The organism is Luteimonas padinae (assembly GCF_014652935.1).
GTDB lineage: Bacteria > Pseudomonadota > Gammaproteobacteria > Xanthomonadales > Xanthomonadaceae > Luteimonas > Luteimonas padinae.
Window position 1 is genome coordinate 48,968 of the sequence record NZ_BMZT01000003.1, and the last position, 24,056, is coordinate 73,023.

General features: G+C 70.9%; 19 protein-coding genes and 2 tRNA genes. 11 read left to right on the forward strand and 10 right to left on the reverse strand.

The window, feature by feature from the left end; all coding sequences use genetic code 11:
* The first annotated feature begins 122 nt into the window (after positions 1–122).
* Positions 123–1,754, forward strand: coding sequence for an FMN-binding glutamate synthase family protein (locus IE168_RS03780; RefSeq protein ID WP_189495409.1), 1,632 nt, complete (start codon positions 123–125; stop codon positions 1,752–1,754).
* A 67-nt stretch (positions 1,755–1,821) separates the two neighbouring features.
* Here the strand turns inward: IE168_RS03780 and IE168_RS03785 are convergent, their stop codons facing one another.
* From IE168_RS03785 to IE168_RS03800, 4 genes are all read right to left on the reverse strand, one after another.
* Positions 1,822–3,063 carry a dicarboxylate/amino acid:cation symporter gene (locus tag IE168_RS03785; protein ID WP_189495410.1) on the reverse strand — a complete coding sequence of 414 codons (1,242 nt, stop codon included), beginning with the start codon at positions 3,061–3,063 and terminating at the stop codon, positions 1,822–1,824.
* A gap of 159 nt (positions 3,064–3,222) precedes the next feature.
* Complete coding sequence (locus IE168_RS03790; protein ID WP_189495411.1) at positions 3,223–4,059, reverse strand: MurR/RpiR family transcriptional regulator; 837 nt, start codon at positions 4,057–4,059, stop codon at positions 3,223–3,225.
* Positions 4,060–4,066: 7 nt separating this feature from the next.
* Positions 4,067–5,170 carry a dipeptide epimerase gene (locus IE168_RS03795; protein WP_189495412.1) on the reverse strand — a complete coding sequence of 368 codons (1,104 nt, stop codon included), beginning with the start codon at positions 5,168–5,170 and terminating at the stop codon, positions 4,067–4,069.
* A gap of 32 nt (positions 5,171–5,202) precedes the next feature.
* Positions 5,203–6,597 carry a C40 family peptidase gene (locus IE168_RS03800; protein WP_189495413.1) on the reverse strand — a complete coding sequence of 465 codons (1,395 nt, stop codon included), beginning with the start codon at positions 6,595–6,597 and terminating at the stop codon, positions 5,203–5,205.
* A gap of 281 nt (positions 6,598–6,878) precedes the next feature.
* On the opposite strand from IE168_RS03800, the gene IE168_RS03805 reads away from it, so the two are divergent.
* From IE168_RS03805 to IE168_RS03825, 5 genes are all read left to right on the forward strand, one after another.
* Positions 6,879–8,354: a transglutaminase-like domain-containing protein gene (locus IE168_RS03805; RefSeq protein ID WP_189495414.1), complete on the forward strand. Its 1,476-nt coding sequence runs from the start codon at positions 6,879–6,881 to the stop codon at positions 8,352–8,354.
* Between the two features lie 44 nt (positions 8,355–8,398).
* The gene (locus IE168_RS03810; RefSeq protein ID WP_189495415.1) at positions 8,399–11,380 is read left to right on the forward strand and encodes a TonB-dependent receptor; all 2,982 of its coding nucleotides are present in this window, start codon (positions 8,399–8,401) and stop codon (positions 11,378–11,380) included.
* 65 nt (positions 11,381–11,445) lie between these two features.
* Positions 11,446–13,062 (forward strand): serine hydrolase, encoded by a 1,617-nt coding sequence (locus IE168_RS03815; RefSeq protein WP_229823085.1) that lies wholly within the window; start codon positions 11,446–11,448, stop codon positions 13,060–13,062.
* 117 nt (positions 13,063–13,179) lie between these two features.
* Positions 13,180–14,022, forward strand: coding sequence for a response regulator (locus IE168_RS03820; RefSeq protein ID WP_189495417.1), 843 nt, complete (start codon positions 13,180–13,182; stop codon positions 14,020–14,022).
* Positions 14,019–15,251 (forward strand): EAL domain-containing response regulator, encoded by a 1,233-nt coding sequence (locus IE168_RS03825; protein ID WP_189495419.1) that lies wholly within the window; start codon positions 14,019–14,021, stop codon positions 15,249–15,251. The genes IE168_RS03820 and IE168_RS03825 overlap by 4 nt, the downstream gene beginning before the upstream one ends.
* Positions 15,252–15,309: 58 nt before the next feature.
* On the opposite strand, the gene IE168_RS03830 is transcribed toward IE168_RS03825, so the two are convergent.
* A tRNA-Val gene (locus IE168_RS03830) sits at positions 15,310–15,384 on the reverse strand.
* A gap of 146 nt (positions 15,385–15,530) precedes the next feature.
* Here IE168_RS03830 and ku point away from each other — a divergent pair.
* From ku to IE168_RS03845, 3 genes are all read left to right on the forward strand, one after another.
* Positions 15,531–16,526, forward strand: a complete 996-nt coding sequence (ku, locus tag IE168_RS03835; RefSeq protein WP_189495421.1) for a non-homologous end joining protein Ku — start codon at positions 15,531–15,533, stop codon at positions 16,524–16,526.
* Positions 16,527–16,618: 92 nt separating this feature from the next.
* Entirely contained in the window at positions 16,619–17,641 is a 1,023-nt protein-coding gene (locus IE168_RS03840) for an SDR family oxidoreductase (RefSeq protein WP_189495423.1), read from the forward strand.
* Between the two features lie 31 nt (positions 17,642–17,672).
* On the forward strand, positions 17,673–17,852 hold the full coding sequence (locus IE168_RS03845) for a hypothetical protein (protein ID WP_189495425.1): 180 nt from the start codon (positions 17,673–17,675) through the stop codon (positions 17,850–17,852).
* A 139-nt stretch (positions 17,853–17,991) separates the two neighbouring features.
* Here the strand turns inward: IE168_RS03845 and IE168_RS03850 are convergent, their stop codons facing one another.
* Positions 17,992–19,275 carry a DUF445 domain-containing protein gene (locus tag IE168_RS03850; RefSeq protein ID WP_189495427.1) on the reverse strand — a complete coding sequence of 428 codons (1,284 nt, stop codon included), beginning with the start codon at positions 19,273–19,275 and terminating at the stop codon, positions 17,992–17,994.
* 97 nt (positions 19,276–19,372) lie between these two features.
* On the opposite strand from IE168_RS03850, the gene IE168_RS03855 reads away from it, so the two are divergent.
* Positions 19,373–19,448 (forward strand) — tRNA-Phe (locus IE168_RS03855).
* 145 nt (positions 19,449–19,593) lie between these two features.
* Entirely contained in the window at positions 19,594–20,040 is a 447-nt protein-coding gene (locus tag IE168_RS03860; RefSeq protein WP_189495429.1) for a DUF6491 family protein, read from the forward strand.
* On the opposite strand, the gene IE168_RS03865 is transcribed toward IE168_RS03860, so the two are convergent.
* The 4 genes from IE168_RS03865 to ftsY are packed head-to-tail and all read right to left on the reverse strand — an operon-like array spanning position 20,016 to position 24,056.
* A complete protein-coding gene (locus tag IE168_RS03865; RefSeq protein WP_189495431.1) occupies positions 20,016–20,291 on the reverse strand; it encodes an oxidative damage protection protein in 276 nt (91 codons plus the stop codon). The two genes, IE168_RS03860 and IE168_RS03865, sit on opposite strands and share 25 nt — an antisense overlap.
* Positions 20,288–21,430: an A/G-specific adenine glycosylase gene (mutY, locus tag IE168_RS03870; protein WP_386660076.1), complete on the reverse strand. Its 1,143-nt coding sequence runs from the start codon at positions 21,428–21,430 to the stop codon at positions 20,288–20,290. The genes IE168_RS03865 and mutY overlap by 4 nt, the downstream gene beginning before the upstream one ends.
* The gene (locus IE168_RS03875; protein WP_189495433.1) at positions 21,427–22,671 is read right to left on the reverse strand and encodes an AsmA family protein; all 1,245 of its coding nucleotides are present in this window, start codon (positions 22,669–22,671) and stop codon (positions 21,427–21,429) included. The genes mutY and IE168_RS03875 overlap by 4 nt, the downstream gene beginning before the upstream one ends.
* Positions 22,668–24,056, reverse strand: coding sequence for a signal recognition particle-docking protein FtsY (gene ftsY, locus IE168_RS03880; RefSeq protein WP_189495436.1), 1,389 nt, complete (start codon positions 24,054–24,056; stop codon positions 22,668–22,670). The genes IE168_RS03875 and ftsY overlap by 4 nt, the downstream gene beginning before the upstream one ends.

The following is a 24,056-nucleotide window of genomic DNA, read 5'->3' on the forward strand; positions in this document are numbered from 1 at the left end:
TCTTCCTTGTGTGATGCATCAACCGGGCCCGCGTCCTTGCCGCCCGTGGATCGAGTGTAGCGCCGCCGTGTCCCTGTGGGATCATCCGGGGGCGCCGTCCGGGCGCGCTTCGGATATTTCCGATGACCTACCGCTACACCGCCTGGTTCGCCTGCATCGCCATCTGCCTGCTCGCCGTCGTGCTGGCGCTGGCCTGGTCGCCGGGGTGGTGGTGGCTGGCGGGGGTGGCGGGCGCGCTGTCGCTGCTGGGCCTGGCCGACGTGAGCCAGCGCACCAGCACGCTGCGGCAGCTGTATCCGGTGCTGATCCATTTCCGCTACGGGCTGGAGTCGGTCGGGCCGGAGATCCGGCAGTACTTCATCGAGCGCGATGCCGAGGAGGTGCCGTTCTCGCGCGAGCAGCGCGCGCTGGTCTACCAGCGTGCGAAGCGCGTGCAGGACACGGTGCCGTTCGGGACCATCCACGATGTGTACGGCAACGATTACGAGTGGATCAACCATTCGCTGGTGCCCACGCACCTGGCCGACCACGACTTCCGGGTCACGGTGGGCGAGGGTGGTGCCGCGCCCTACGAGGCCAGTCTGTTCAACATCTCGGCGATGAGCTTCGGTTCGCTGTCGGCGAACGCGATCCGTGCGCTGAACCTGGGCGCGAAGCACGGCGGGTTCTATCACGACACCGGCGAGGGCTCGATCTCGAGCTACCACCGCGAGCACGGCGGCGACCTGGTGTGGGAGATCGGCTCGGGCTACTTCGGCTGCCGCGACGCCGAGGGGCGCTTCGACCCCGCGCGCTTTGCCGACAACGCCGCCGATCCGCAGGTGAAGATGGTCGAGATCAAGCTGTCGCAGGGCGCCAAGCCCGGGCACGGCGGCATGCTGCCGGCGGCGAAGGTGACGCCGGAGATCGCGCTGGCGCGCGGTGTGCCGGTGGGCGTGGACTGCATCTCGCCGGCGCAGCATTCGGCCTTCGGGTCACCGGTCGGCCTGCTGGAGTTCGTGGCCGCGCTGCGCGAGCTGGCGGGCGGGAAGCCGGTGGGCTTCAAGCTGGCGATCGGGCACCCCTGGGAGTGGTTCGGCGTGGCCAAGGCCATGCGCGAGACCGGGATCCTGCCCGACTTCATCGTGGTCGACGGTGCCGAGGGCGGCACCGGCGCGGCGCCGGTGGAGTTCGTCAACCACATCGGCGTGCCGCTGCAGGAAGCGCTGATGCTGGTGCACAACACCCTGGTGGGCGTGGACCTGCGCGACCGGATCCGGGTGGGCGCGGCGGGCAGGATCACCTCGGGCTTCGACATCGCGCGCACGCTGGCGATGGGCGCGGACTTCTGCAACGCGGGGCGCGCCTTCATGTTCTCGCTGGGCTGCATCCAGGCGCGCAGCTGCCACAACGACCGCTGTCCGACGGGCATCGCGACCCAGGACCCGCGGCGCTGGACCCACCTCGACGTCGAGGGCAAGGCCGAGCGCGTGGCGCACTACCACCGCAACACCATGCTGGGCTTCCGCGACCTGCTATGTGCGGCGGGGCTGTCGTCGCCGGCGGAGCTGGGGCCGGAGCACATCGTGCGCCGGGTGTCCGGCAACCACGTGAGTTCGCTGGCCAACATCTACCACTTCCTGCAGCCGGGCGAGCTGCTGGGCGACGTGCCCGAACGCCACGCCGTGTTCCGCGCCTTCTGGGCCGACGCCCGCGCCGACACCTTCGCCCCGCCACCGCGCGTGCTCGAGATGCGCGCCTCCAAAAGCCACTGACCGCGCCGCTGCTGCGTCGGCATCCGTATCGGTGCCGGTGCAGGCGTGCGTGGACCGGCGTACGCGCCTACGCGCCCTCCAGGCGGTTCACGATGGCCGTCGCAGTCAGGTCGCCGCTGACGTTGCCGGTGGTCGAGAACACGTCGGGGATGTTGTCGACCGCCAGCAGCAGCCCCAGCGGCTCCACCGGCAGGCCCATCGCCTGGGTCACCGGCAGGTTGTTGGTCATGAAGCTGACCTGGCCGGGCAGGCCGACCGAGCCCATGCTGATCAGCGCCGACAGCACGATGGCGGTGCCGACCTGCAGCCCGCTGAGGTCGAGGCCGTACATCCAGGCGATGAAGCTCACCACGCCGATGTACTGGATCGGGCTGGTGATGCGGAACAGCGACACCGCCATCGGCAGCACCAGCGCGGTGACGTGCAGCGGGTAGCCGAGGCGGTTGCGCGCGCAGTCGATCATCGCCGGCAGCGACGCCAGCGAGGACTGCGTGCTGGCCGCGATCACCTGGGCGGGGAAGATGCCGACCATGAAGCGGCGCACCGGCTCCTTCGCCACCAGGCGCGCGACGCCGTACAGCAGCACCGTGACCATGATGTACAGCGTGCACAGCAGCAGCACGTACCAGCCCAGCGCGCCCAGCACCGCCAGGCCCACGCGCGCACACACCGCGAGCACCAGCGCGAACACGCCCAGCGGTGCCGCCAGCAGCACCCAGCGCACGACCTGGATCATGGTGTCGGCGATGGCCTGCACCAGCTCGAGCAGGCGCGCGCGGCGCTCGGGGTCGATGCGGGTGGCGGCAAAGCCGAAGAACAGCGAGAACACCACCAGCGGCAGCATGGCGTTGGCCGCGGCCGCCGCGAGCGCGTTGCTGGGGATGACGGTGGTGATCCACTCGCCGAAGGCGGGCGCGCGGCCGATCACGGTGTCGTCGGCGCCGATGGCCAGGCGGAACGCGTCGACCAGCGCCTGGTCGCGCGGCACCAGCGACAGCAGGCTCGGGGCCATGAAGGCGGTGAAGCTGCCCGAGGCGATCAGCAGCACCGCGAACACGGCCATCGCGCGCCGCGCGGTTCGGCCCGACGCCGCGGCATCGGTGGCGGAATTCACGCCCAGCACCACCAGCGCCGCCACCAGCGGCACCACGGTCATCTGCAGGGCGTTGAGCCAGAGCCGGCCGATGGGCTGGACCAGATCGGCGGCGCGCGCGCCCAGCGCCGGGTCGCTCCAGGCCAGCAGCAGGCCGGCGATGGCGCCCAGCGCCAGCGCCAGCAGCACGCGTGCTGCGTTCGAAAGCCGCGGCATCCTCAACGCCTCCCCGATGCGGGGCCGTCGCCGCCAACCAGGCTGTAGGAGCGGCTATAGCCGCGACCGGGTCCGCGGGACTGATTGCGGCTTCGACCGGCGGTTGTCGCGGCTATGGCCGCTCCTGCAAAGGCGTTGCGACGTGCTGCCATGGGGACCTCATTCGATGGGTGCGGCATTCTCGACCAGCATACGCAGGTGGACTTCGTCTTCGCACAGCAGCAGGAACACCAGGTCCAGCAGGTGCTGCAGCGCCGCGTGGTACAGCAGCACCTCCACCTGCGGACGCGGGTCGTGCGCGCTCACCAGCAGCGCGATGTCGGCATGCGCCCGCAGCGCGTTCGCGGTATGCCGGGTGATCGTGACCACCTTGCCGCCGCGCTGGCGGAACAGGCGCGCGGTATGGCACAGCGCCGCTTCCTGGCCGTGTTCGCACAGCACCAGCAGCACGTCGCCGCTGGCCGCCGAAGAGGTGCCCACCGCCATCAGCGCCGGGTCGAACAGGTGGATGGCGGTGCGGCCGATCATCGCCAGCTTGATCGAGAGCGCGCGCGCGTGCAGGCCGTCATTGCCGACGCCGATGGCGTAGACCTTGCCGGCCGTACGGATGGCTTCGGCCACCCGGGCGACCTCGGTGTGCGCGTTGAGCGCGCGGGTGACGGTCACGGCCTCGGCCTTGGCGCGCCACAGCGATTCGGCAAGCCGCGCCCCCGGGTCGTCGTCGTGCGCGGCCAGCGCCGTGCCGGCGTCGCCGCCGTCGGAGTCGAGCCGTGCCAGCGATTCGCCGATGGAGAACTTGAGGTCCGGGTAGCCCTTGAAGCCGAGTTTCTGGCTGAACTTCACCACGCTCGACTGGCTGATGCCGAGCGCGTTGGCCAGCTGCTGCGAGGAGTAGTCGCGCAGCAGGTGGGCGTTGTCGAGCATGAAATCGGCAATGCGGCGCTCGATCGCCGACATCCGGTCGCGTTCGCCGCGGATCCTCGCGAGCGGGGGCATCGGCGCCTCAGCCGGTGGTGATCGGCTCGAGCCCGCGCACTGCGCGGATGCCCAGGCCCGGCGCGTCGCTGATGGCGATCTCGGCCTCGTTGAACTCGACGCCGCCCTCGACCGGGTCGAAGGTGCACAGCGAGGGCCCGTCGAGGTCGATCTTGGTGATGGCGCCGGCCTTGGCCACCGCCAGGTGCACCGCGGCCGCCACGCTGATGGCCGACTCGATCATGCAGCCGATCATGCAGTCCACGCCGTGCACCGCGGCGATGTCGGCGATGCGGATGGCATTGGAGATGCCGCCGGTCTTCATCAGCTTGATGTTGATGATGTCGGCGGCGCGGCGCTGGATCAGGTCGATGACCTGGGACGGGCCGAACACGCTCTCGTCGGCCATCACCGGCGTGTGCACGCGCTCGGTGACGTACTTGAGCCCTTCGATGTCGCTTGCCGGCACCGGCTGTTCCAGCAGCTCCAGGTGCACGCCGGCGTCTTCGAGCGCATGGATCGCGAACACCGCCTGCTTGGCGGTCCAGCCCTGGTTGGCGTCCAGGCGCAGCAGCGCGCGGCCGTCGACCGCGGCGTGGATGGCCTTGACGCGCTCGATGTCGAGGCCGATGTCCTTGCCGACCTTGATCTTCAGCGACTCGAAGCCGCGGTCCACCGCGGCCAGCGAGTCGGCCACCATCTTGTCGATGTAGTCGACGCTGATCGTCAGGTCGGTGGTGACCACAGGGTCGCCGCCGCCGCCGAGCATGCGGTAGAGCGGGGCGCCGTACAGCTGCGCCCACAGGTCGTACAGCGCGATCTCGACCGCGGCCTTGGCGCTGGTGTTGCGCTCCATGGCGGTCTGCACCAGCTGCACATTGCGGTTGAGGTCGGCGACGTCGCGGCCGACCAGGCGCGGGCCGATGACCTTGCCGATGGCCTCGACCATCGAGCCGTGGGTGTCGCCGGTGATGACCGCGGTCGGCGCGGCCTCGCCGTAGCCGATGCGGCCATCGTCGGTGTGGATCATGACCACGATGTCTTCCACCGTGTCGACGGTGCGCAGCGCGGTCTTGAACGGGGTCTTCAGCGGGACCCGCAGCATCGCGAGCCGGATGTCGGTGATCTTCATGTGCGGCGGGTCATTGTCTGGGCGTGTCCGGATCAGGGCCGGATGCGCTGGATGCTGGTGATGCGGTCGACGGTCGGCGTGGTCGCGTTCGACATCATCGGCAGGATCGGGGTGACCACGACGCCGTTGAGGTGCAGGCGGACCAGGTCGTCGGCGCCCTCGGGCTTCCAGGCCATGCCGCTGGTGTCGTGGATGGCGACGGGTTCGCCGTCGACGTGGCCGATCACCATCATCACGTGGCCGGGGATGTAGACCAGGTCGCCCGGACGCGCCTCGCGCAGCGCCTGGACGCGCTCGGCGTGGCTGTCGCCGGCGTCGAAGGGCAGGCGGTTGAGCGCCGGGCTCACGGCCTGCGCGCTGGTGTTGCGCGGTAGCAGCACGCCGAAGCTGCGGTAGATCTCGGAGGCGAAGCCGCTGCAGTCGCGGGTGTTGTACGAATGCCCCCAGCCGTAGCGCTCGCCCAGGAACTTGAAGGACTGGCGGATCAGGTTGGCTTCGGTCAGCGGCAGGTAGTCGCTGGCGACGTCGGCGGAGCGCGGCAGCAGGGCGGGCTCGAAGGAGAGGCTGCCGTTGACGCCGCGCACCGGGAGTTCGACCACGTGGTGGGCCGACGGAAGCTGGCCGTTGACGGCCTCCATCGCCGGCCACTCGGCCAGCACCGGCACGCGCACGCCCATTTCCAGCTGCACGTCGGAAACGCGTGGGTTCTCCGGGGTGTAGGCGGTGCGCGCGGTGGCGCCGGTCACCACCAGGAAGGGCGCGCGGCGGCCCCAGGCGTGGATCGCCTCGCGATCGCCCTCGGCCACGTACTGCTTCTCGATCCAGGCGGCATAGCGCTGGCTGAGCACGAAGTACCACTCGCCGTCGCGGCTCTCGTGCAGGACGACGACCGGATCGCCCGGAAACAGCGCGCTTTCCTGGAAGCGGTCGATGTCGCGGTCGCCGGCGGAGTGGAAGACGCGCAGGCGGGTCGGGAAGGCGCGCAGGTCGGCGCGGGCCACGACCATGCCGTGGCGGGTGGCCTGGCTGGCGGGTACGGCATCGAGCGCGGCATTGGCCTGGATGTCGCGGAGCGCGTCGCTGGGCACCGGGCGGCCGGTGTCGGCGAAGAGTTCGCGCTCGGGAAGCTTCGAAAGCGCCTCGATCCAGCCGCGCACCTGCGCGCCGTCGATGCGCGCGGGCAGGGCCTCGAGGTCATGGATCGACGGGTCTTCGGCCTGCATGCGCGCGTTCTGCGCGGCGATCTGCGCCGGCGTCAGCACCACGCGGTCGGCGTCGGCGAGCGCGTCGATCCAGAATCCGGGCGAAAGATGGGCATCGGCCAGCCCAGGGACCGCCAGCGGCGGCGACGCCTGGGCGGGCTCGCGCGCGGCCAGCGAGGCGGGCAGCGCGAGCAGGACGCTGAGGAGCAGCGCAGTGGATCGCATGGATCGTCCCCTTCCGGCGATATCGGAGCCGGAAGGCATCATGGAATACATGATTCGGACAAAGCAACCAAAAAGAATAAATTATTGACGCCCCATGAAGCCCATGTTACACAGCCCCGACGCAGTTCCGGGGGCCAGGAGAGGGGCTTTCAGCGATGCCTGCAATCGATCCAGCACACATGCTTGCCAGCGCGGGCCCCGCCCCGCGCCGATGGCGTGCCCATGCCTTCGCGCTCGCCGCAACCCTTCCTGTGGGAGCGGCTATGGCCGCAAACGCTGTCATGTCCACCGACGGAGCGGCGGTCGCAGCGATAGCCGCTCCTGCAACAGCAGCGACAACACCCGCCAGCAGCGATGACATCGGCGCACGTCTCGCCGCTCCGCCCGCCATCATCGACCTCGTCGACGCCGGCGACTTCAAGGGCGCCGAAGCGGCCATCGCCCGCGCGCTCGAAGACGCGTCGCTCGGCGTAGACCAGCGCACCGCGCTCGAGTTCCAGCGCGAGCGCATGCGCCGCATCCTGATGGACTTCCGCCTGGACGAAGCCGGCGCGAAGGCGCGCCTGCGTCGCGACATCCCCGACCTCACCGACGCCGAGTTCGCGCGCTGGGACGCCGCGGGCCTGATCGAGGCGCGGGTGATCGACGGCCAGCGCCGCTGGTTCAGCCGCGGCCCCTCCAATCTGTTCCGCCTGAGCGAGGAGGCGCGCAAGCGCCGCGCGACGCCGCTGGTGGTCTACGACAGCCCGCTAAAAGCGCCGCATCCGCAGCACGCCCGCGTGCGCGAGGCCGCCCTGGCCAGCGGCGAGCGCGCGGTCGCGCCGCAGCGCGTGCGCGTGACACAGTCGCTGACGGTCAAGCCCGACGCGGTGCCCCCCGGCGAGACCGTGCGCGCCTGGCTGCCGTTCCCGCGCGCCATCGCCGGGCAGCAGGAGCACATCGCGCTGCAGTCGACGGTGCCGGCCGATCACCAGCTCGCGCCCGAGTCCGCGCTGCAGCGCACCGTGTACATGGAGGCGCCGGCGGTTGCCGGCGAGCCGACCGCGTTCTCGGTGACCTACGAGCTGACCGTCAGCGCGCAGTACAACCGGATCGATCCCGAGCGCGTGGTACCGGCAGAGATCACGCCCGAGCTCGCGCCCTTTGTTGCCGAGCGCGCGCCACACGTGGTGTTCAACGACGCCATGCGCCTGGAGTCCGCGCGCATCGTCGGCGACGAGACCAACCCCTACCGCATCGCGCAGAAGCTCTTCGCCGCCGTCGACCGGATCCCCTGGGCCGGCGCCCGCGAGTATTCCACCATCACCAACATCGGCCAGCACGCACTGGAGCAGGGCCACGCGGACTGCGGCCAGCAGACCCTGTTGCTGATCACCCTGCTGCGCATGAACGGCATCCCCGCGCGCTGGCAGTCGGGCTGGATCTTCTCCGACGGCGAATACAACGACATGCACGACTGGGGCTGGATGTACCTGGCCCCCTACGGCTGGGTGCCGATGGACGTGACCTTCGGCCGCCTGCCCGGCGCCGCGCCCGAGCTGCAGGACTTCTACCTGGGCGGACTCGACGCCTGGCGCATCGCATTCAACGACGACTGGTCGCGCGAGTTCGTGCCGGCCAAGCACCACCCGCGTTCCGAAACCGTCGACCTGCAGCGTGGCGAAGCCGAGTGGGACGGCGGCAACCTGTACTTCGACCAGTGGACCTACGACTTCGAGTGGCAGCTGCTGCCACCGGTCATGGACGACGGCACCTGAGCCAAGCCACCCAACAACGCACACCTGTTCCGGGGAGAACCGCAATGAAGGCCAGCCACACCCGATTCCGCAGAGCCGCGCTCTGCATCGCCCTGGGCACCTGCCTGTCCGCAATGGCGCCGGTTGCGCTGGCGCAGAGCGCCACCGGCGCGGTGGCCGGCCGCGCGAACGCGGGTGACCAGGTGCAACTGGTGAATGCCACCACCGGCGCCACGCGCACGGTGACGGTCGGCGCCGACGGCAGCTACCGCCTCGGCCAGCTGCAGGTGGGCGACTACAACGTGCAGGTGGTGCGGGACGGCGCGCCGGTCGGCGAGCCGGTGGCGGTCAGCGTCGCGCTGGGCGGCACCACCACCGTCAACCTCGGCAGCGAGGGCGGCATCGCCAACATGGCCACGGTGCAGGTGGTCGGCGCGCGCGTGGTGAACCGCGTCGACGTGCGCTCGACCGAATCCGCCACCAACGTGACGCGCGAGCAGATCGCGCAGCTCCCGGTGGACCAGAGCCTGTCATCGGTGGCTCTGCTCGCACCCGGCGTGGTGTCGTCGGGCGCCACCTTCGGCGGCCTGACCTTCGGCGGCGCTTCGGTGGCCGAGAACGCGGTCTACATCAACGGCCTCAACGTCACCGACCCGTATCGCCGCCAGGGCTTCTCCTCGGTGCCGTTCGGCTTCTATGACGAGTTCCAGGTCAAGACCGGTGGCTATTCGGCGGAGTTCGGCCGCAGCACCGGTGGCGTCATCAACGCCGTGACGCGCTCGGGCGGCAACGAGTTCCAGTCAGGCGTCGAGCTGACCATGGAGCCCTCGGCCTGGCGCTCGTCCAAGGACGACCATTTCCATTCGGACGGCACGCTCGACGAGCGCGACCGCACCAGCCGTGACTCGAACTCGTTCTACAAGGCCAACGTCTGGGCGTCCGGCCCGATCGTGAAGGACAGGCTGTTCTTCTTCGCGATGTACGAGGTGCGAGACAGCAGCCCGAAGGACGTCGACGAAAACGAGGTCTACCTGACCAAGAGCGACAACGACTTCTGGGGCGCGAAGCTCGACTGGCAGATCAACGACAACCACCTGCTTGAGCTGCTGGCGTTCTCCGACAAGGCCGACAGCGAGACCAGCATCTACGACTACGATTGGGACTCGGGCGAGAGCGGCGAGCTCAATGGCGGCTCGGTGTCGGGCAGCGGCGGCGAGAACTGGTCGGTGACCTATACCGGCCATTTCGGCGACAACTTCATGGCCAAGGCCATGTACGGCGTCAACGAGCGCAGCACCAACACCAGCAGCCCGTGGGACGCTGATTGCAGCATCGTGACCGTGGCCAACCAGGCGCGGGTGAACTGGGGCTGCCATCCGACCAACTCGAGCTACAACGGCCGCGTCGACGAGCGCGAGGCCGCGCGACTGGACTTCGAGTGGACCCTGGGCGACCACCTGCTGCGCTTCGGCGTCGACCACGAGGTGCTGGATTCCACCAGCTTCGTGCGCTATCCCGGCGACGGCCGCAGCTACCAGGTGCAGACCGTGACCCCGGGTGCACCGCTCAACGGTACCGTCGTGCCGGATGGCGTGACCCAGATCGTCGATGCGCGCCGCTACATCACCGGCGCGCCGGTGAGCACCGAGATGCAGGCGTTCTACATCGAGGACAACTGGAGCGTCACGCCCAACGTCCTGCTGAACCTGGGCGTGCGCTTCGACAAGTTCCACAACAAGCTGGCCTCGGGCGCGACCTTCGCCCGCGCGGACTTCGAGGACATGGTCTCGCCGCGCCTGGGCTTCAGCTGGGACATGAGGGGTGACGGCACCACCAAGCTGTTCGCCAATGCCGGCCGCTACTACCTGCCGCTGACCAACAAACTGACCGACTACTTCGGCGGCGGCACCACCGACGAACATTCCTACTACGTGTTCAACGGCTGGACCGAGCTCAACGATCCGATCACCGGCAAGCCCTACCTCTCGCCCAACCTCGGCGCGCAGATCGGCCCGGTCAACACCGACATGAACGCGCCGCCGCCGGACGATGTGCGCACCGCCGTGGCGCGCGACCTGAAGCAGGTGTACCAGGACGAGTTCATCCTGGGCTTCCAGCAGGCCATCAACCAGGCCTGGTCGTACGGCGTCAACGCGACCTATCGCGAAGTGACCCGCGCCGTGGAAGACGCGCGCATCAACCATGTCGAAGGCTGCGGCTGGTACTCCGGCGACTGGCCGATCATCAACCCGGGCGAGAAGGTGACCCTGTGGTGCCCGGATACGGAGGACTGGGTGGAGTTCGACTCCTCGCAGGACGGCTACGTGGCGTCCTACGGCGACGGCGCGGTCATGGGCTACAAGCGTCCCAAGCGCACCTACAAGGCCGTCGAGTTCCAGCTTGACCGCGCCTGGGACGACAAGTGGGCGATGAACTTCAGCTACCTCTGGTCCAAGAGCGAAGGCAACATGGAGGGTCCGGTCAACTCGGATACCGGTTATGCCGACACCAACCTGGTGCAGCATTACGACCATCCGGCCAACAACGAGCGTTTCGGCGTCCTGTTCAACGACTTCCGACACCAGTTCAAGCTGCGCGGCAGCTACAAGCTCAACGAGATGTGGAGCTTCGGCGCGACCGCAACGGCCCGCTCCGGCGGCCCGATCACCGCGTTCGGCGTGGTGTGGCCCGACGACCGCCGTCCGGGCGGTGGCCCGGGCGAGTTCAGCGGCGGCGGCACTGGCTGGCTGTGCGTGGCCAACTGCGCCGACCCGGCCACCCGCCAGCTCGTCTACTCCGAGCGCGGTGCCTTCGGCCGGATGCCCTGGGTGAAGGATCTCGGCGTGAACGTGACCTGGACGCTGCCGGTGGAAGGCATCGACCTGAAGGCGCGCTTCTCGGTCTACAACCTGCTCAACAGCCAGACCAAGGTCAACGTGCATTCGCGTTACGAAAGCACGCCCGGGACGAAGCTGCCGTACTTCGGCGAAGGAACGGTCTGGCAGGCCCCGCGCTACGCGCAGCTGGTCGTGACCTGGAACTTCTGAGCATGACGTACCGGAGGGCGGCGGATCGTCGCTCTCCGGTACGGGAAGGAGGCAAGGTGGCTACAGTGGGAGTCCTCTTCGCGGCCGCAGCCACGGCCGCGATTTTTTTTGCGCCGGCGGCGCGTGCGGATGCTGCGGATGGCGACTGGCCGCGGCAGGCCGTGGCCGCGGCGGTGGACGAGACGGTCGCGCGCTATGCGCTTCCGGGCATCGCCGTCGGCGTGGTTGGCGATGGCGAGGTGCGGCAGGTCGAACTGCGCGGCGAGACCGTCGCCGGCAGCGGCGAGGCGATCACCGCCGATACGCTGTTCAAGGTCGCCTCCAACACCAAGGCCATGACCGCCGCACTGCTCGCGCGGCAGGTCGATGCCGGCCTGTTGGCCTGGGACGATCCGGTGGTGAAGCACCTGCCGGGCTTCCGCATGCACGAGGACTGGGTGACGCGCGAGATGCAGGTGCGCGACCTGCTGATCCACAACAGTGGCCTGGGCCCGGGTGCTGGCGACCTGATGCTGTGGCCGGAGCCGAACGCGTTCACGCGCGGCGAGGTGATCGCCGGGCTGGCGCACCTGAAGCCGCGCTGGAGCTTCCGTTCGCGCTACGCGTACGACAACACGCTCTACATCGTCGCCGGCGAAGTGGCGGCCGCGGCCGGCGGCGCGCCCTACGACGTGCTGCTGCGGCGCGAGGTGTTCGAGCCGCTGGGCATGGACGGCTGCAGGGTCGGGGAGTGGCGCATCGACGGCGCCGGCCCGGTGGCCGCACCGCACGGTCGACGCGATGGCGCGTGGGTGGGGCGTCCCGATGGCGAGGTCGTGGCCGACATGCCGATGGCGGCGGCCGGCGGCGTGCGCTGCGGGCTGGACGACATGCTGCGCTGGGTGCGTGCCTGGCTCGATCCGGACGCGCGTGACGCCGCGGGGCGGCCCTGGCTGTCGGCCGGGCAGCGCGCGGCCGCGTGGACCCCGCACATGCCGATGCCGCTCAGCCGGCGCATGCGCGACTGGAACCGCAGCCACTACTACGCCTACGGCCATGGCTGGCGCCTCAGCGACGTCGACGGCACGGCGAAGGTCGCCCACACCGGCACGCTGTCGGGCATGTATTCCGCGGTGACGCTGCTGCCGGAGCTGGACGCCGGCTTCGTCATCCTGCTCAACGCGGATGCGGGCGATGCGCGGACGGTGCTTGAACAGTCGCTGTCGAAGATCTTCACCGGATGTCCCGGGACATCGGCCTGTCCCCGGGAGGACGGGCTGGTCGCGCACTACGCATCGCTGCTGGCCGCGGAGCGCGCGGCATCCACCGCTGCGCCGGACTCGCCTGAGGCCGACGCTGCGGGCGTACACCCGCGCGAGGCCGTGGCTGCCGACGCGCTCTCCGGCCGGCTCGGTCGCTACCGCGATCTCTGGTTCGGCGAGGCCACCGTGTGCCAGGCCGATGGCGGCGTGCGCTTCGAATCGCTGAAGTCGCCGCGGCTGGCCGGCCCGGTGCTGCGCGCGGGTGACCGCCTGCTGGTGGACTTCGACACCCTCGGCGCGGACGCTGACGCCTGGCTCGACTTCGCCGCCGGGACCGACGGCGGGCCGGTCACCCTGGCCATGGCCAAGGTCGACCCCGAGGCCGACTTCAGCTACGACTACGAGGATCTCGCGTTCCGGCGGATCGGCGACTGCCCCTGAGGCCCGGGCGGGTCATGTTGCGGCTCTGTGACGGTGCGCACGGGAGCGCCGGCGCGCGCGCGGATACCATGTTGCGTAGCAGCATCCCCCGTTACCGCTGCTCCAGGGAGAGGGAGCATGACGGAGTTTCGAGCCCAAGGGCGCCGCATCCTGGTGGTCGAGGACGATGCGACGAACCGGAGCGTGCTGGCGCGACAGCTGGCCATGGTCGGGGTCGACGCGGAGATGGCGGGCAACGGCCAGGAAGGCCTGTCGCGCTGGCTGGAGGGCGGCTTTGCGCTGGTCCTGAGCGACCTGCACATGCCGGTGATGGACGGCTTCGGCCTGGTCCGTGCGATCCGCAGCCGGGAGGCCCCCGGGATCAGGACGCCGGTCCTGGCCTTCAGCGCGGACGTCCGCATCGGGCAGGCGGAGAAGGCCCGTGAGGCGGGCTTCGACGACTTCCTGAGCAAGCCGATACAGCTCGACGGGCTGCGTGCGGTGCTTGGCCGCTGGCTGGCCACCGCGCCGGTGGCTGCGGCCGGCCACGGCGTTCCCGCCTTGGCGGTGCCGGTCGACGGGCCCTGCGCCGCGTCGGGGCCGATGCCGGTGTTCGAGGCCAGTGCGCTGCGCGAGCTGGTCGGCGACGAGCGGGGACTGATGCTGGAGATCCTCGACTATTTCGACGACGTCGCGACCGGCATGCGCGACGAGTTGCTGCGCGCGGCACGCACGGGCGACGCCGGCGAGGCCGGCATGCTCGCGCACCGGCTGAAGGCGTCCGCGCGCTCGGTGGGCGCCGTGCCGCTGGCGCTGCTGTGCGCAAGGCTCGAGGAACACGTGGATGCTCGGCGGCGCGACGGCGTCGGCCCGCTGGTGCAACAGGTGGTGGACGCACTGGATGCGGCCCTGGCGGCGATGCGCCGCTGGCGGGCCGCGGCCGTCGCGCCGGCGCCGGACATGACGAGGTATGCGCTTTGAAGATCCTGGTTGTCGACGACGATGATTTCACCACCCGCCTGCTGCACATCCAGCTGCGGGCCATGGGGCTGAAGAAGAGCGGCTATTCCGGGATCGAGCTGTGCTCGCGCGGGGAGGACGGGCTGGCGCGCGTCCTTGCCGACCCGGCCGGCTTCGGGCTGGTGTTCTGCGATCTGCGGATGCCTGGAATGGACGGCGTGGAGTTCGTCCGCCACCTCGCCGAAGGCGGCTTCACCGGTGCCCTGGTGCTCATGAGCGGTGCCGAACCGCGGGTGCTGCAGGCCGCCGAGCAGGTGGCGCGCGCGCAGCGGCTGAATGTCCTGGGCACGCTCTCCAAACCGGTGCAGCCGCAGGCGCTGCAGGACATCCTCCGGCACGCCGATGCGCCGGCCGGACCGGCCGGGGACGCCGATGCGGCCGCGCCGCGGTTCTCCGCCCGGGACGCGTCCGCGCTCGAGGCTGCGATCACCTCGGGCGAGCTGTTCAACTTCTACCAGCCGAAGGTGGACCTGGTCAGCGGCGAGGTGGTCGGGGTGGAAGCGCTGGCCCGCTGGCAGCAGCGCGGCCGCGGCATCGTGATGCCCGCCGAGTTCGTGCCGCTGGCGGAGTGGGCGGGGCTGATCCGGCCGCTGGCGAGGGTGGTCCTGTCGAACGCGCTGCACGATGCGCGCCACTGGAGCGCGGCGGGCCGGGAGCTGGACGTTGCGGTGAACCTGACCATGGCCAACCTCGCCACGCTCGACATGCCCGAGCGCGTCGCGCGCCTGGCCACCGCGGCGGACTTCCCGCTGGAGCGCCTGGTGCTCGAGCTGTCCGAGGCCCATCTGCCGACGCAGGCGCAGCCGCAGGCGCGGCTCGACATCATGACCAGGCTGAGGCTCAAGGGCATCCGCCTGTCGATCGACGAGTTCGGCACCGGCTTTTCCAACCTGTCGCAGCTGCGCGACATCCCGTTCTCCGAGCTCAAGATCGACCGCGGCTTCGTCCGCGGCGTGGCCCGGGACGCGTCGCGCCGCGCGATCGTGCAGGCCGCGCTGGCGCTGGCGCGCGAACTCGACGTGCAGGCGGTCGCGGTGGGGCTGGAGTCGGTCGAGGACTTCGCCTGCCTGCGCGACCTGGGCTGCCGGATGGGCCAGGGCGTGCTGTTCGCGGAGCCCATGCCGGCCGCCGAGATCATGCGCTGGACCACGGACTGGCCCGCCAGGCGCGACGGACTGCTGGCCGCCTGACACCCCGGAGGGGGCGCAACAAAAAACCCTTGGAAAACCAGGGGTTTCTGTCTGGATCTGGTGGGCGGTGCAGGGATCGAACCTGCGACCCTTGCCGTGTGAAGGCAATGCTCTACCGCTGAGCTAACCGCCCGAGGTGGCCGCGCAGTATACAGCAGCGGGACCCGGGTCCCGCAAGCCCCCGGGGCGCTTTCCATCGCCCGGCCCGGGCCGCTTCACCCGCGTCTCACCGCGCCGCGCCTAGCGTCCGGAGTCCGCCCATCTGCACGCGAGGCCGCCATGGCGCGCCCCATCTGGACCGGGACCCTGAGCTTCGGATTGTTGAACGTGCCGGTGTCGCTGATGTCGGGCGAGCGCCGGGTCGACATCAGCTTCCGCATGCTGGATTCCCGCGACAACAACCCCGTGCGCTACGAGCGCGTCAACGCCGAGACCGGGGAGGAAGTGCCGTGGAAGGACGTGGTCAAGGCCTTCGAGTACGACAAGGGCAGCTACGTGGTCCTGGAGCAGGACGACATCAGGTCCGCCGCGCCGGAAAGCCACGAGACGGTGGAGGTCGAGACCTTCGTCGACGCCGCCGACATCCCGCCGACCTATTACGAGAAGCCCTACATCCTGGTGCCCGCGAAGAAGGCCGAGAAGGGCTACGTGCTGCTGCGCGAGACCCTGCGCGACACCGGCAAGGCCGGCATCGCGCGCGTGGTGATCCGGACGCGTGAATACCTGGCGGCGGTGCTGCCGCAGGGCGACGCGCTGGTGCTGATGCTGCTGCGCTACCCGCAGGAGGTCGTCGATGCGTCGGAGTACCGGCTGCCCGAGGGCGGAGCCGGCGACTACCGGATCAATGCGAAGGAGCGGGAAATGGCCGGGCAGCTCATCGAGGCGATGAGCGGCGACTGGGACCCGTCGCAATACCGCAACGAGTTCCGCGAGCGCCTCGAGAAGGTGATCCGCGACCGGATGAAGTCGCAGGGCGTGGTGTCGCGTGACGACGACGACGAGCGCGACGTGCCCGAGGACGCCACCACCAATGTCGTGGACTTCATGGCCCTGTTGCAGAAGAGCATCGGCGCCAACAGGCGCACGCCCGCGAAGAAGCGCGGCGCGAGGGGCGCGGCCGGGGACGCGTCGCCCTCGAAGCCTGCGAAGAAGGCAGCGGCGAAGACCGCGAAGAAAACAGCGAAGAAAGCCGCGAAGAAGTCGGCGAAGGTGGCGAAGAAGTCCGCGAAGGCGCCGCGCAAGGGGGCCGGCGGCGCTGCGCGCAAGGCCGGCTGAGCCTCGCACGCTGCATGCACATCGCGATGACGGGGCGCCAACGGCCCCCGGCGTAACGTCGACCGCCGACGGCAATCTCCGGGAGGTGGTCGATGGCGACGAAGAAGACGGGTAAGGCGGCCAAGGCGGCCGGGGCCGGTCCCGCAGGCGGCGGCAGGAAGACAGCGGCGCGGCAGCGCGACATCCAGGAGCAGGCGCTGCGCTCCGCGAAGCAGGCGAAGAAGAAGGCGCCCGCGAAGAAGTCGCCCGCGCAGGCCGGCGCGCGCCGGCAGCCGACCACCCTGCCGGCCCAGCATCTTCCCAAGCCGGGCATGGAAGGCGATCTCGACCTGCAGCCGCGCTTCAGCGCGCCGGACTACGCGGGCAGCGGCAAGCTCGACGGCATGGCGGCGATCGTTACCGGCGGCGATTCGGGCATCGGCCGCGCGGTGGCGGTGCTGTTCGCGCGCGAAGGCGCCGACGTCGCCGTGCTGCACCTCGCGGAGGGCGGTGACGCCGAGGAGACCCGCCGGCATGTCGAGGCCGAAGGCGCGCGTTGCCTGGTCATCGCCGGCGACGTGCGCGACCCGGCGTTCTGCGAGGACGCGGTGGGGCAGGTGGTCGACGCCTTCGGACGGCTCGACGTGCTGGTCAACAACGCCGCCTTCCAGCAGCACGTGGAGCGCCTGGAGGACCTCACCGACGAGCATCTGCAGGAGACCCTGCAGACCAACATCGCCGGCTACTTCCACATGGCGCGCGCCGCGCTGCCGCACATGGAGGAGGGCGCCAGCATCATCAACACCGGGTCCGAGACCGGGATCTTCGGCAGCCCGAAGCTGCTCGACTACTCGGCGACCAAGGGCGCGATCCATGCTTTCACCAAGGCGCTGGCGAGCAACCTGCTCGGCCGCGGCATCCGCGTGAACTGCGTGGCGCCGGGGCCGGTGTGGACGCCGCTCAATCCGGCCGACAAGCCGGCCGCCGACGTGGCGAAGTTCGGCAAGGACAGCGACATGGGGCGTCCCGCGCAGCCGGAAGAGCTGTCGCCGGCCTATGTGTTCCTGGCGTCGCCGGTGATGTCGTCGTACGTGAACGGCGCGATCCTGCCCGTGATGGGCGGGCCGCGCGGATGATCGGGACCATGCTGCAGTCAGGAGGTGCGTGATGACCAGGGGCGACAAGTCGGCCTATACCGACAAGCAGAAGCGCAAGGCGGAGCACATCGAGGACAGCGAGCGCGAAAAAGGCCGCTCGAAGGAGGACGCGGAACGCGTCGCCTGGGCGACGGTGAACAAGCAGGACGGCGGCGGCAAGAAGTCAGGCTCGGGCCGCAAGTCGTCCTGACCCGGCCCGCGCCTGGGCGCCCGCGCTGCCTCTGTGGGAGCAGCTATCTGTGGGAGCAGCTATAGCTGCGACCGAGGTGTGCAAATGCGTCGGGGGGCGGGTCGCAGCTATAGCTGCTCCTACAGGGCGGGGCGGCGGCTCAGGCCAGGCTTTGGATCACGTGCACCAGCGCGTACAGCACGCCGCCGATCAGCGCGCCGACGGCGGTGCCGTTGTAGCGGATGAACTGCAGGTCCGAGCCCACCGCAAGCTCGAGTTCGCGGGTCAGCTCCACCGCGCTCCACTGGTGCACGCGTTCGACGATGAAGCCGCGGATGCCTTCGCGGTAGCGTTCGATCTCGGGCAGCACCAGGCCGACGATGCCGTCGTTGATCCACGCGCGCATGTCGTCGTCGGCGGCCAGCCGCGCGCCGATCTCGGCGCCCACCGACGAGATCCGAGTGGCGATGGCCGAGTCGTCGCGGCCCACGTCCTCGCGGATCCAGGCCGCAAGGTCGTGCCACAGGCTGCGCAGGTAGCGCGACAGGTCGGAATCCTCGATCAGCTGGTCGCGGAAGGCGTTGACGCGCTCGCGCAGCGCGGGGTCGTCCTCGAGGCGAAGGATCAGGCGTTCGAACTCGGCGCCGATGCGCTGGCGCATCTCGTGGTCGCGGTCGCGGGCCATGTCGCCGACCATGCCGGTCATGCCCGCGACCAGCTTGTCGGCGACCTTGTCGGCCACCACGCCGTCGAGCTTCAGGTAGCGCAGCACCTTCCACAGTTCGCGGCCCGCCACGCCGGAGATGCGCTCGTGCGTACCGGGCGCGGCCAGCACCTCGCCGGCGTAGGACAGCCCGGCGTCCACCAGCGCCTGGTGGCGGCCGTCCGCGGTGAGCTGGCGCAGCACCACCGCGACCACGCCCGACAGGTCGACCTGGCGCAGGCGTGCCTCGGCGATGCGGTGCAGGAAGCCGTGCAGTTCCTCGCTGTCGAGCGCGTCCAGGATGCGGGGCAGGGCATTGGCCAGGGCGCGGCCCATGCTGCCGGCGAAGCCCGAGTCGGCGAGCTTGGCGGCGATCGAGCCGGCGATGTCGACCGACTGCAGCTTCTCCGCCACCTGCCGGGTGCCGAGGAAGTGGTCGCAGATGAAGTCGGCAAGGCTGGCGCCGAGCGCGTCCTTCTTCGACGGGATGATCGCGGTGTGCGGGATCCAGCGCATGCCCAGCGGATGCCGGAACAGCGCGACCACCGCGAACCAGTCCGCCAGCCCGCCGACCAGCGCCGCCTCGAACACCGCGGCCAGGAAGCCGAAGGCCCAGTGCGGGTGCGTGCGCTCGAGCACGGAGACGACCGCAAGCCCCGTGCCGGCGATGCCGAGCAGCCCGAGCGCGATGGCCTTGCGGCGGCGCAGCGCGGCTTCGCGGGGATCGGTGATCGTCGGCATCGCGACAGGGTAGCGAAGGCTGGGCGACGGTGAAGTGCGTCCGTCCGGATGCTTGCCTCGGCGAGGGCTGCTCCCGTATCATTCCGGGCTCGCCAGTGGCCGGGTAGCTCAGTTGGTAGAGCAGGGGATTGAAAATCCCCGTGTCGGGGGTTCGATTCCCTCCCCGGCCACCACTTGGCAGCGAAGGGCCCGCAGATATGCGGGCTTTTCTGTTTCTTATCGTGGCTGAACGCCGGGCGCTGCCCGTGCGCAGCGGGGCCGCGAGTGCGCGATGATCGAAAGCCGGTTCCAGCGCCGCGCCGCGGCGGGAGAGGCATCATGAAAGGCACGCCCACGGCTGCGCTTGCGGCCATCGCACTGATGGCGCTGCAGGGCTGCGCCACCACCGGCATGACCGAGGCTGAAAAGCTGGCGACCTACCGCGCGGCCGCCGGCGAGCCCGTGTCCAGCTTCAGCTATCTCGGGCGGATCAGCGGCTGGACGCCGCTCGACGACGAGCACATCGCGGTCTGGACGAGGCCGAAGGAGGCCTGGCTGCTGTCGTTCAGCGGCGTCTGCCCGGACATCGAATTCACGCCGATGATCGGCCTCACCAGCCAGGGCAGCCGGGTGTACGCGGGCTTCGACAAGGTGCTGGTGGACAGCCCCGGCTCGATGCGGTTGCCGTGCCGCATCCGCGAGATCCGGCCGCTCGACGTCACCCGCATCCGCGAGGCCGAGAAGGCGGCGCGGGAAGAGGCTCAGGACGCGTCTTCGGGCACGTAGCCGGCAGGCTTCTCGGCGCCGCCCTGGAACAGGAACTTCTCCATCTCGCGCTCCAGGAAGGCGCGGTGCTCCGGGTCCATCGGCGACAGGCGGTTCTCGTTGATCAGCATGGTCTGGTGCGCCAGCCACGCGCCCCAGGCCGGCTTGCCGATGCTGGCGAAGACGCGCTCGCCGAGCGCGCCCGGCCAGGGCACGAAGTCGAGGCCTTCGGCTTCGCGCTTCTCGTATTCGCAGTGGACGGTGCGGCTCACGGCTGTTTCTCCTGGTCCTGTTCGAATTGCGCCTCGACCAGCGTGCGGACGGGCGCCGGGATGCCGAGGCCGGCGAGCGCGTCGCGCGGCACCCAGCGCAGGTCGTCATTGTCCCGCACCGCGGCCGCGGTGGCGACCGCGCGCCAGCGCCGCGGGTGCATGTTGAAGCGGTAGTGGCTGAAGACGTGGGCGATGCTGTCGAGCGCTTCGCCGTGCGCGTAGTCGCCGTCGATGTGGTCGCCGAACCATGCGCGCGCGGCGGCCTCGCCGTCGGCCTCGGGCAGCGACCACAGCTGTGCCCAGACCCCGGCCGGCGGGCGCCGCTGCAGCAGCACGCGGCCTTCGGCGTCGCGCAGCAGGAGCAGCGTCGCCTCGCGGGTGGGCAGCGCCTTCCCGGGCTTCGGCGTCGGCAGTTCCCCGGTGCGCCCCTGCGCGTACGCCACGCAGCCGGGCCGCAGCGGGCAGGCGGTGCAGGCAGGCGCATGCCGGGTGCAGAGCGTGGCGCCGAGGTCCATCTGCGCCTGGGTGTAGTCGGCCAGGCGCGCGCGTGGCAGGTGCGCCTGCGCGAAGCCCCACAGGCGCTTTTCCACCGCGGGCTGGCCCGGCCAGCCGTCGATGCCGTGGTAGCGCGCGAGGACGCGCTTGACGTTGCCGTCGAGGATCGCGAACCGGTCGCCCCAGGCCTGGGCCAGGATCGCGCCGGCCGTGCTGCGGCCGATGCCCGGCAGCGCGACGAGGGCGTCGAAGTCGCGCGGCAGTTCGCCGCCATGCGCCTCGGCGCAGGTGCGCGCGGCGGCGTGCAGGTTGCGCGCGCGGGCGTAGTAGCCCAGGCCGGACCACAGCCCGAGCACGTCGTCGAGCGGCGCGGCGGCGAGCGCGGCGACCGTCGGCAATGCGGCCACGAAGCGCTCGAAATAGGGGATGGCCACGCGCACCTGCGTCTGCTGCAGCATGATTTCCGACAGCCAGACGCGATACGGCGTGCGCGGGTGCTGCCAGGGCAGGTCGTGGCGCCCGTGCACGTCGAACCACGCCAGCAGCGGGGCGGCGAACGCGTCGGCCGCGGGCGTGGCAGGGGTTGTAGGCGTGGCAGGGGCTGCAGCTTCGACGTGTGCCTGGCGCGATGTCCGCGGGCTCACGGCGCGTCACCCGGCTCGATCCCGATCTCCACGCCTTCCAGCACCGCCCCCGCGATCTCGATGCGCGGGGCGCTGGCGCGCCCGGCGAGCGGCGGCAGCGGCGTGCCGGTGGCGGCGGCGTCCATCCAGCCCAGCAGCTCCGGAATGCGGACGCCGGCGCGGGCCTGGGCGCCATCGCGCCGCAGATGCAGGCCGACGGGGCCGGACAGGTCGCGCGCGCCGGCATAGGCCAGCGCGACGGCGATCGGCGCGGGCGATGCGTCCAGCGGCGCCGGAAGCGCCGGCCATGCTTCGGGCCAGTCCGGCATGCGGCCGGTGAATTCCAGCAGCAGGGCGTGTCCGAAGGCCCCGCGTCCGTTCAAGTCCAGCCGCGGCACGATGCCCTCGACGCGCAGCGCGACCGCCGCCGGCGCCAGCGTCCAGGTGCCGTCGCGCAGGCGCAGCGGGCCGTGCGTGCCGAGCGCGAAGCGCAGCGGTTCGCCTTCGCCGCGGTACTCGGCGGACATGCCAAAGCGCAGCGGCGCGACGCGCAGGATGCCGCCGCCGAAGCGCAGCGGCCCCGAGGCGGCGACGGTGGCGGGTAGCTGCCAGTCCGCGCCCTCGATGCGCACGCGGCCGCGCGCGCTGGCGCCCGCGCCGTCGGCGGGCCGCGTGGCCGCGAGATGGAGGTCGAAGTGGACGCGGGTCGGGGCGGCCAGCTCGAGCACGCCGCGCGCGTGCGCGGCCACCGGCCGGCCTTCGCCGAGCGAGGGCAGGTCGAGGTCGAGCCCGTGCAGCGCCCAGCCTTCGCCCAGCAGCCGTCCGTCGCGGACGCCGATGCCGTCGGACAGCGTCGGCAGCCGGCCTGCGCCCGGCGGCCGGCCGGCGAGCCAGGCCTGCAGCAGCGCCAGGTCCAGCACCGGTGCGTCGAGTTCGATGCGCTCCAGCACCAGCGGTGCCGCGCGCTCGCGCAGGGTCGACCACGGCAGCGACACCAGCAGCCGCTCCGCGCGCAGCAGCGGCGCGCCCGCACCCGGCGCACGTACCACGACGTCGCGTACCTCGAGCAGCGGGGAGCCGCGCAGGCGATAGCGCGCCTCGCCTTCGAAGTCGATGTCCAGCCCGAGCGCGTCGCCGACGCTGCCCAGCGCGATGCGCGCGAGCTGCCGCGGCTGCATGAGGATCGCCGCGGCCAGCGCGACCAGCAGCAGCACGACCACGGCGATGCCGGCGGCGAGCGCAAGCCCGCGGCGCAGCCTCACGCCCCCAGCGCCTCCGGCAGCAGGGCGTCGACGAACGCCTCGGCGTCGAACACGCGCAGGTCCTCGGGGCGCTCGCCGATGCCGGCGAAACGGATCGGGATGCCGAACTCCCGCGCCAGCGCGAACACCACGCCGCCCTTGGCGGTGCCGTCGAGCTTGGTCACCACCAGCCCGGTCACGCCGGCGGCCTGGTGGAAGTGGCGCAACTGGCTGAGCGCGTTCTGGCCGGTGGTGCCGTCGATCACCAGCAGCACCTCGTGCGGCGCGGCGGGATCGAGCTTGCCGAGCACGCGCTTGATCTTCGACAGCTCGGCCATCAGGCCCTGCTGGGTGTGCAGGCGGCCGGCGGTGTCGGCGATCAGCACGTCGGTGCCGCGGGCCTTCGCGGCCTGCAGCGCGTCGAAGGCGACCGAGGCGGGATCGGCGTCCTGGCCCTGGGCGACCACGGCCACGCCGTTGCGCTGGCCCCAGGCCTGAAGCTGCGCGACGGCGGCGGCGCGGAAGGTGTCGCCGGCGGCCAGCATCAGGCCGCGGCCCTCGTCCTTGAAGCGCCTGGCCAGCTTGCCGATGGTGGTGGTCTTGCCGACGCCGTTGACGCCCACGGTGAGGATGACAAAGGGCTTCGCGGCCGGGTCGATGGCCAGCGGCTTCGCCACCGGCTCGAGCATGCGGATCAGCTCCAGCCGCAGCGCGCTGCGCAGCGCGTTGGCGTCGGCGAACTCGCGCGCCTTCATGCGCTTGCGCAGCGACTCGACCAGGCCGGTGGTGGCGGCGACGCCGACGTCGGCGGTGATCAGTGCGGTCTCGATCTCGTCGAGCAGGTCGTCGTCCAGGCGCGGATTGCGCGAGAACAGGCCGCCGAGGCCGCGGGCGATGCCGCTGCCCATGAGGCGCTCGCGCCAGCCCGGCTTGCCGGGGGCGGCGGCGGGCTTTTCCTGGGTGGCGTGCGGCGTCGGTGCATCGGCAAGGACGGCGGCCGGAGGGGGCGCGGACGCCGGGGCGGCGGGGATGGGCGCCGGCGGCGCAACGGCGACGGTCGCGGGCGCGGGCGAAGCAACCTCGACCTGCAGCGGAGCCGCCGTTGCCGGCGAAATGGCGTCGGATATGGTCGGCGCCGGCGCTTCGGGGGCCGCTTCGGGGTCCGCATCGGCGCTCCACGCGGCGACATCGGCGGGCGCCGGCGCAGGCGCGGCGTCATGGACCTCGCGGCGCGCGCTCCACGCGTCCTCGACGGCCGCGGCCACGTCGGTGGCGCCGGGCTGGGCCGCGTCGCCCATCCGGCGCGCCGCCTCGATGGCTTCGGCGGCGGCGCTCAGCGACGAACGTTCGTCCTTCGCCGGCTTCGCCTTGTCGGCGTCGGATTTCCAGCGGCGGAACAGACTCAT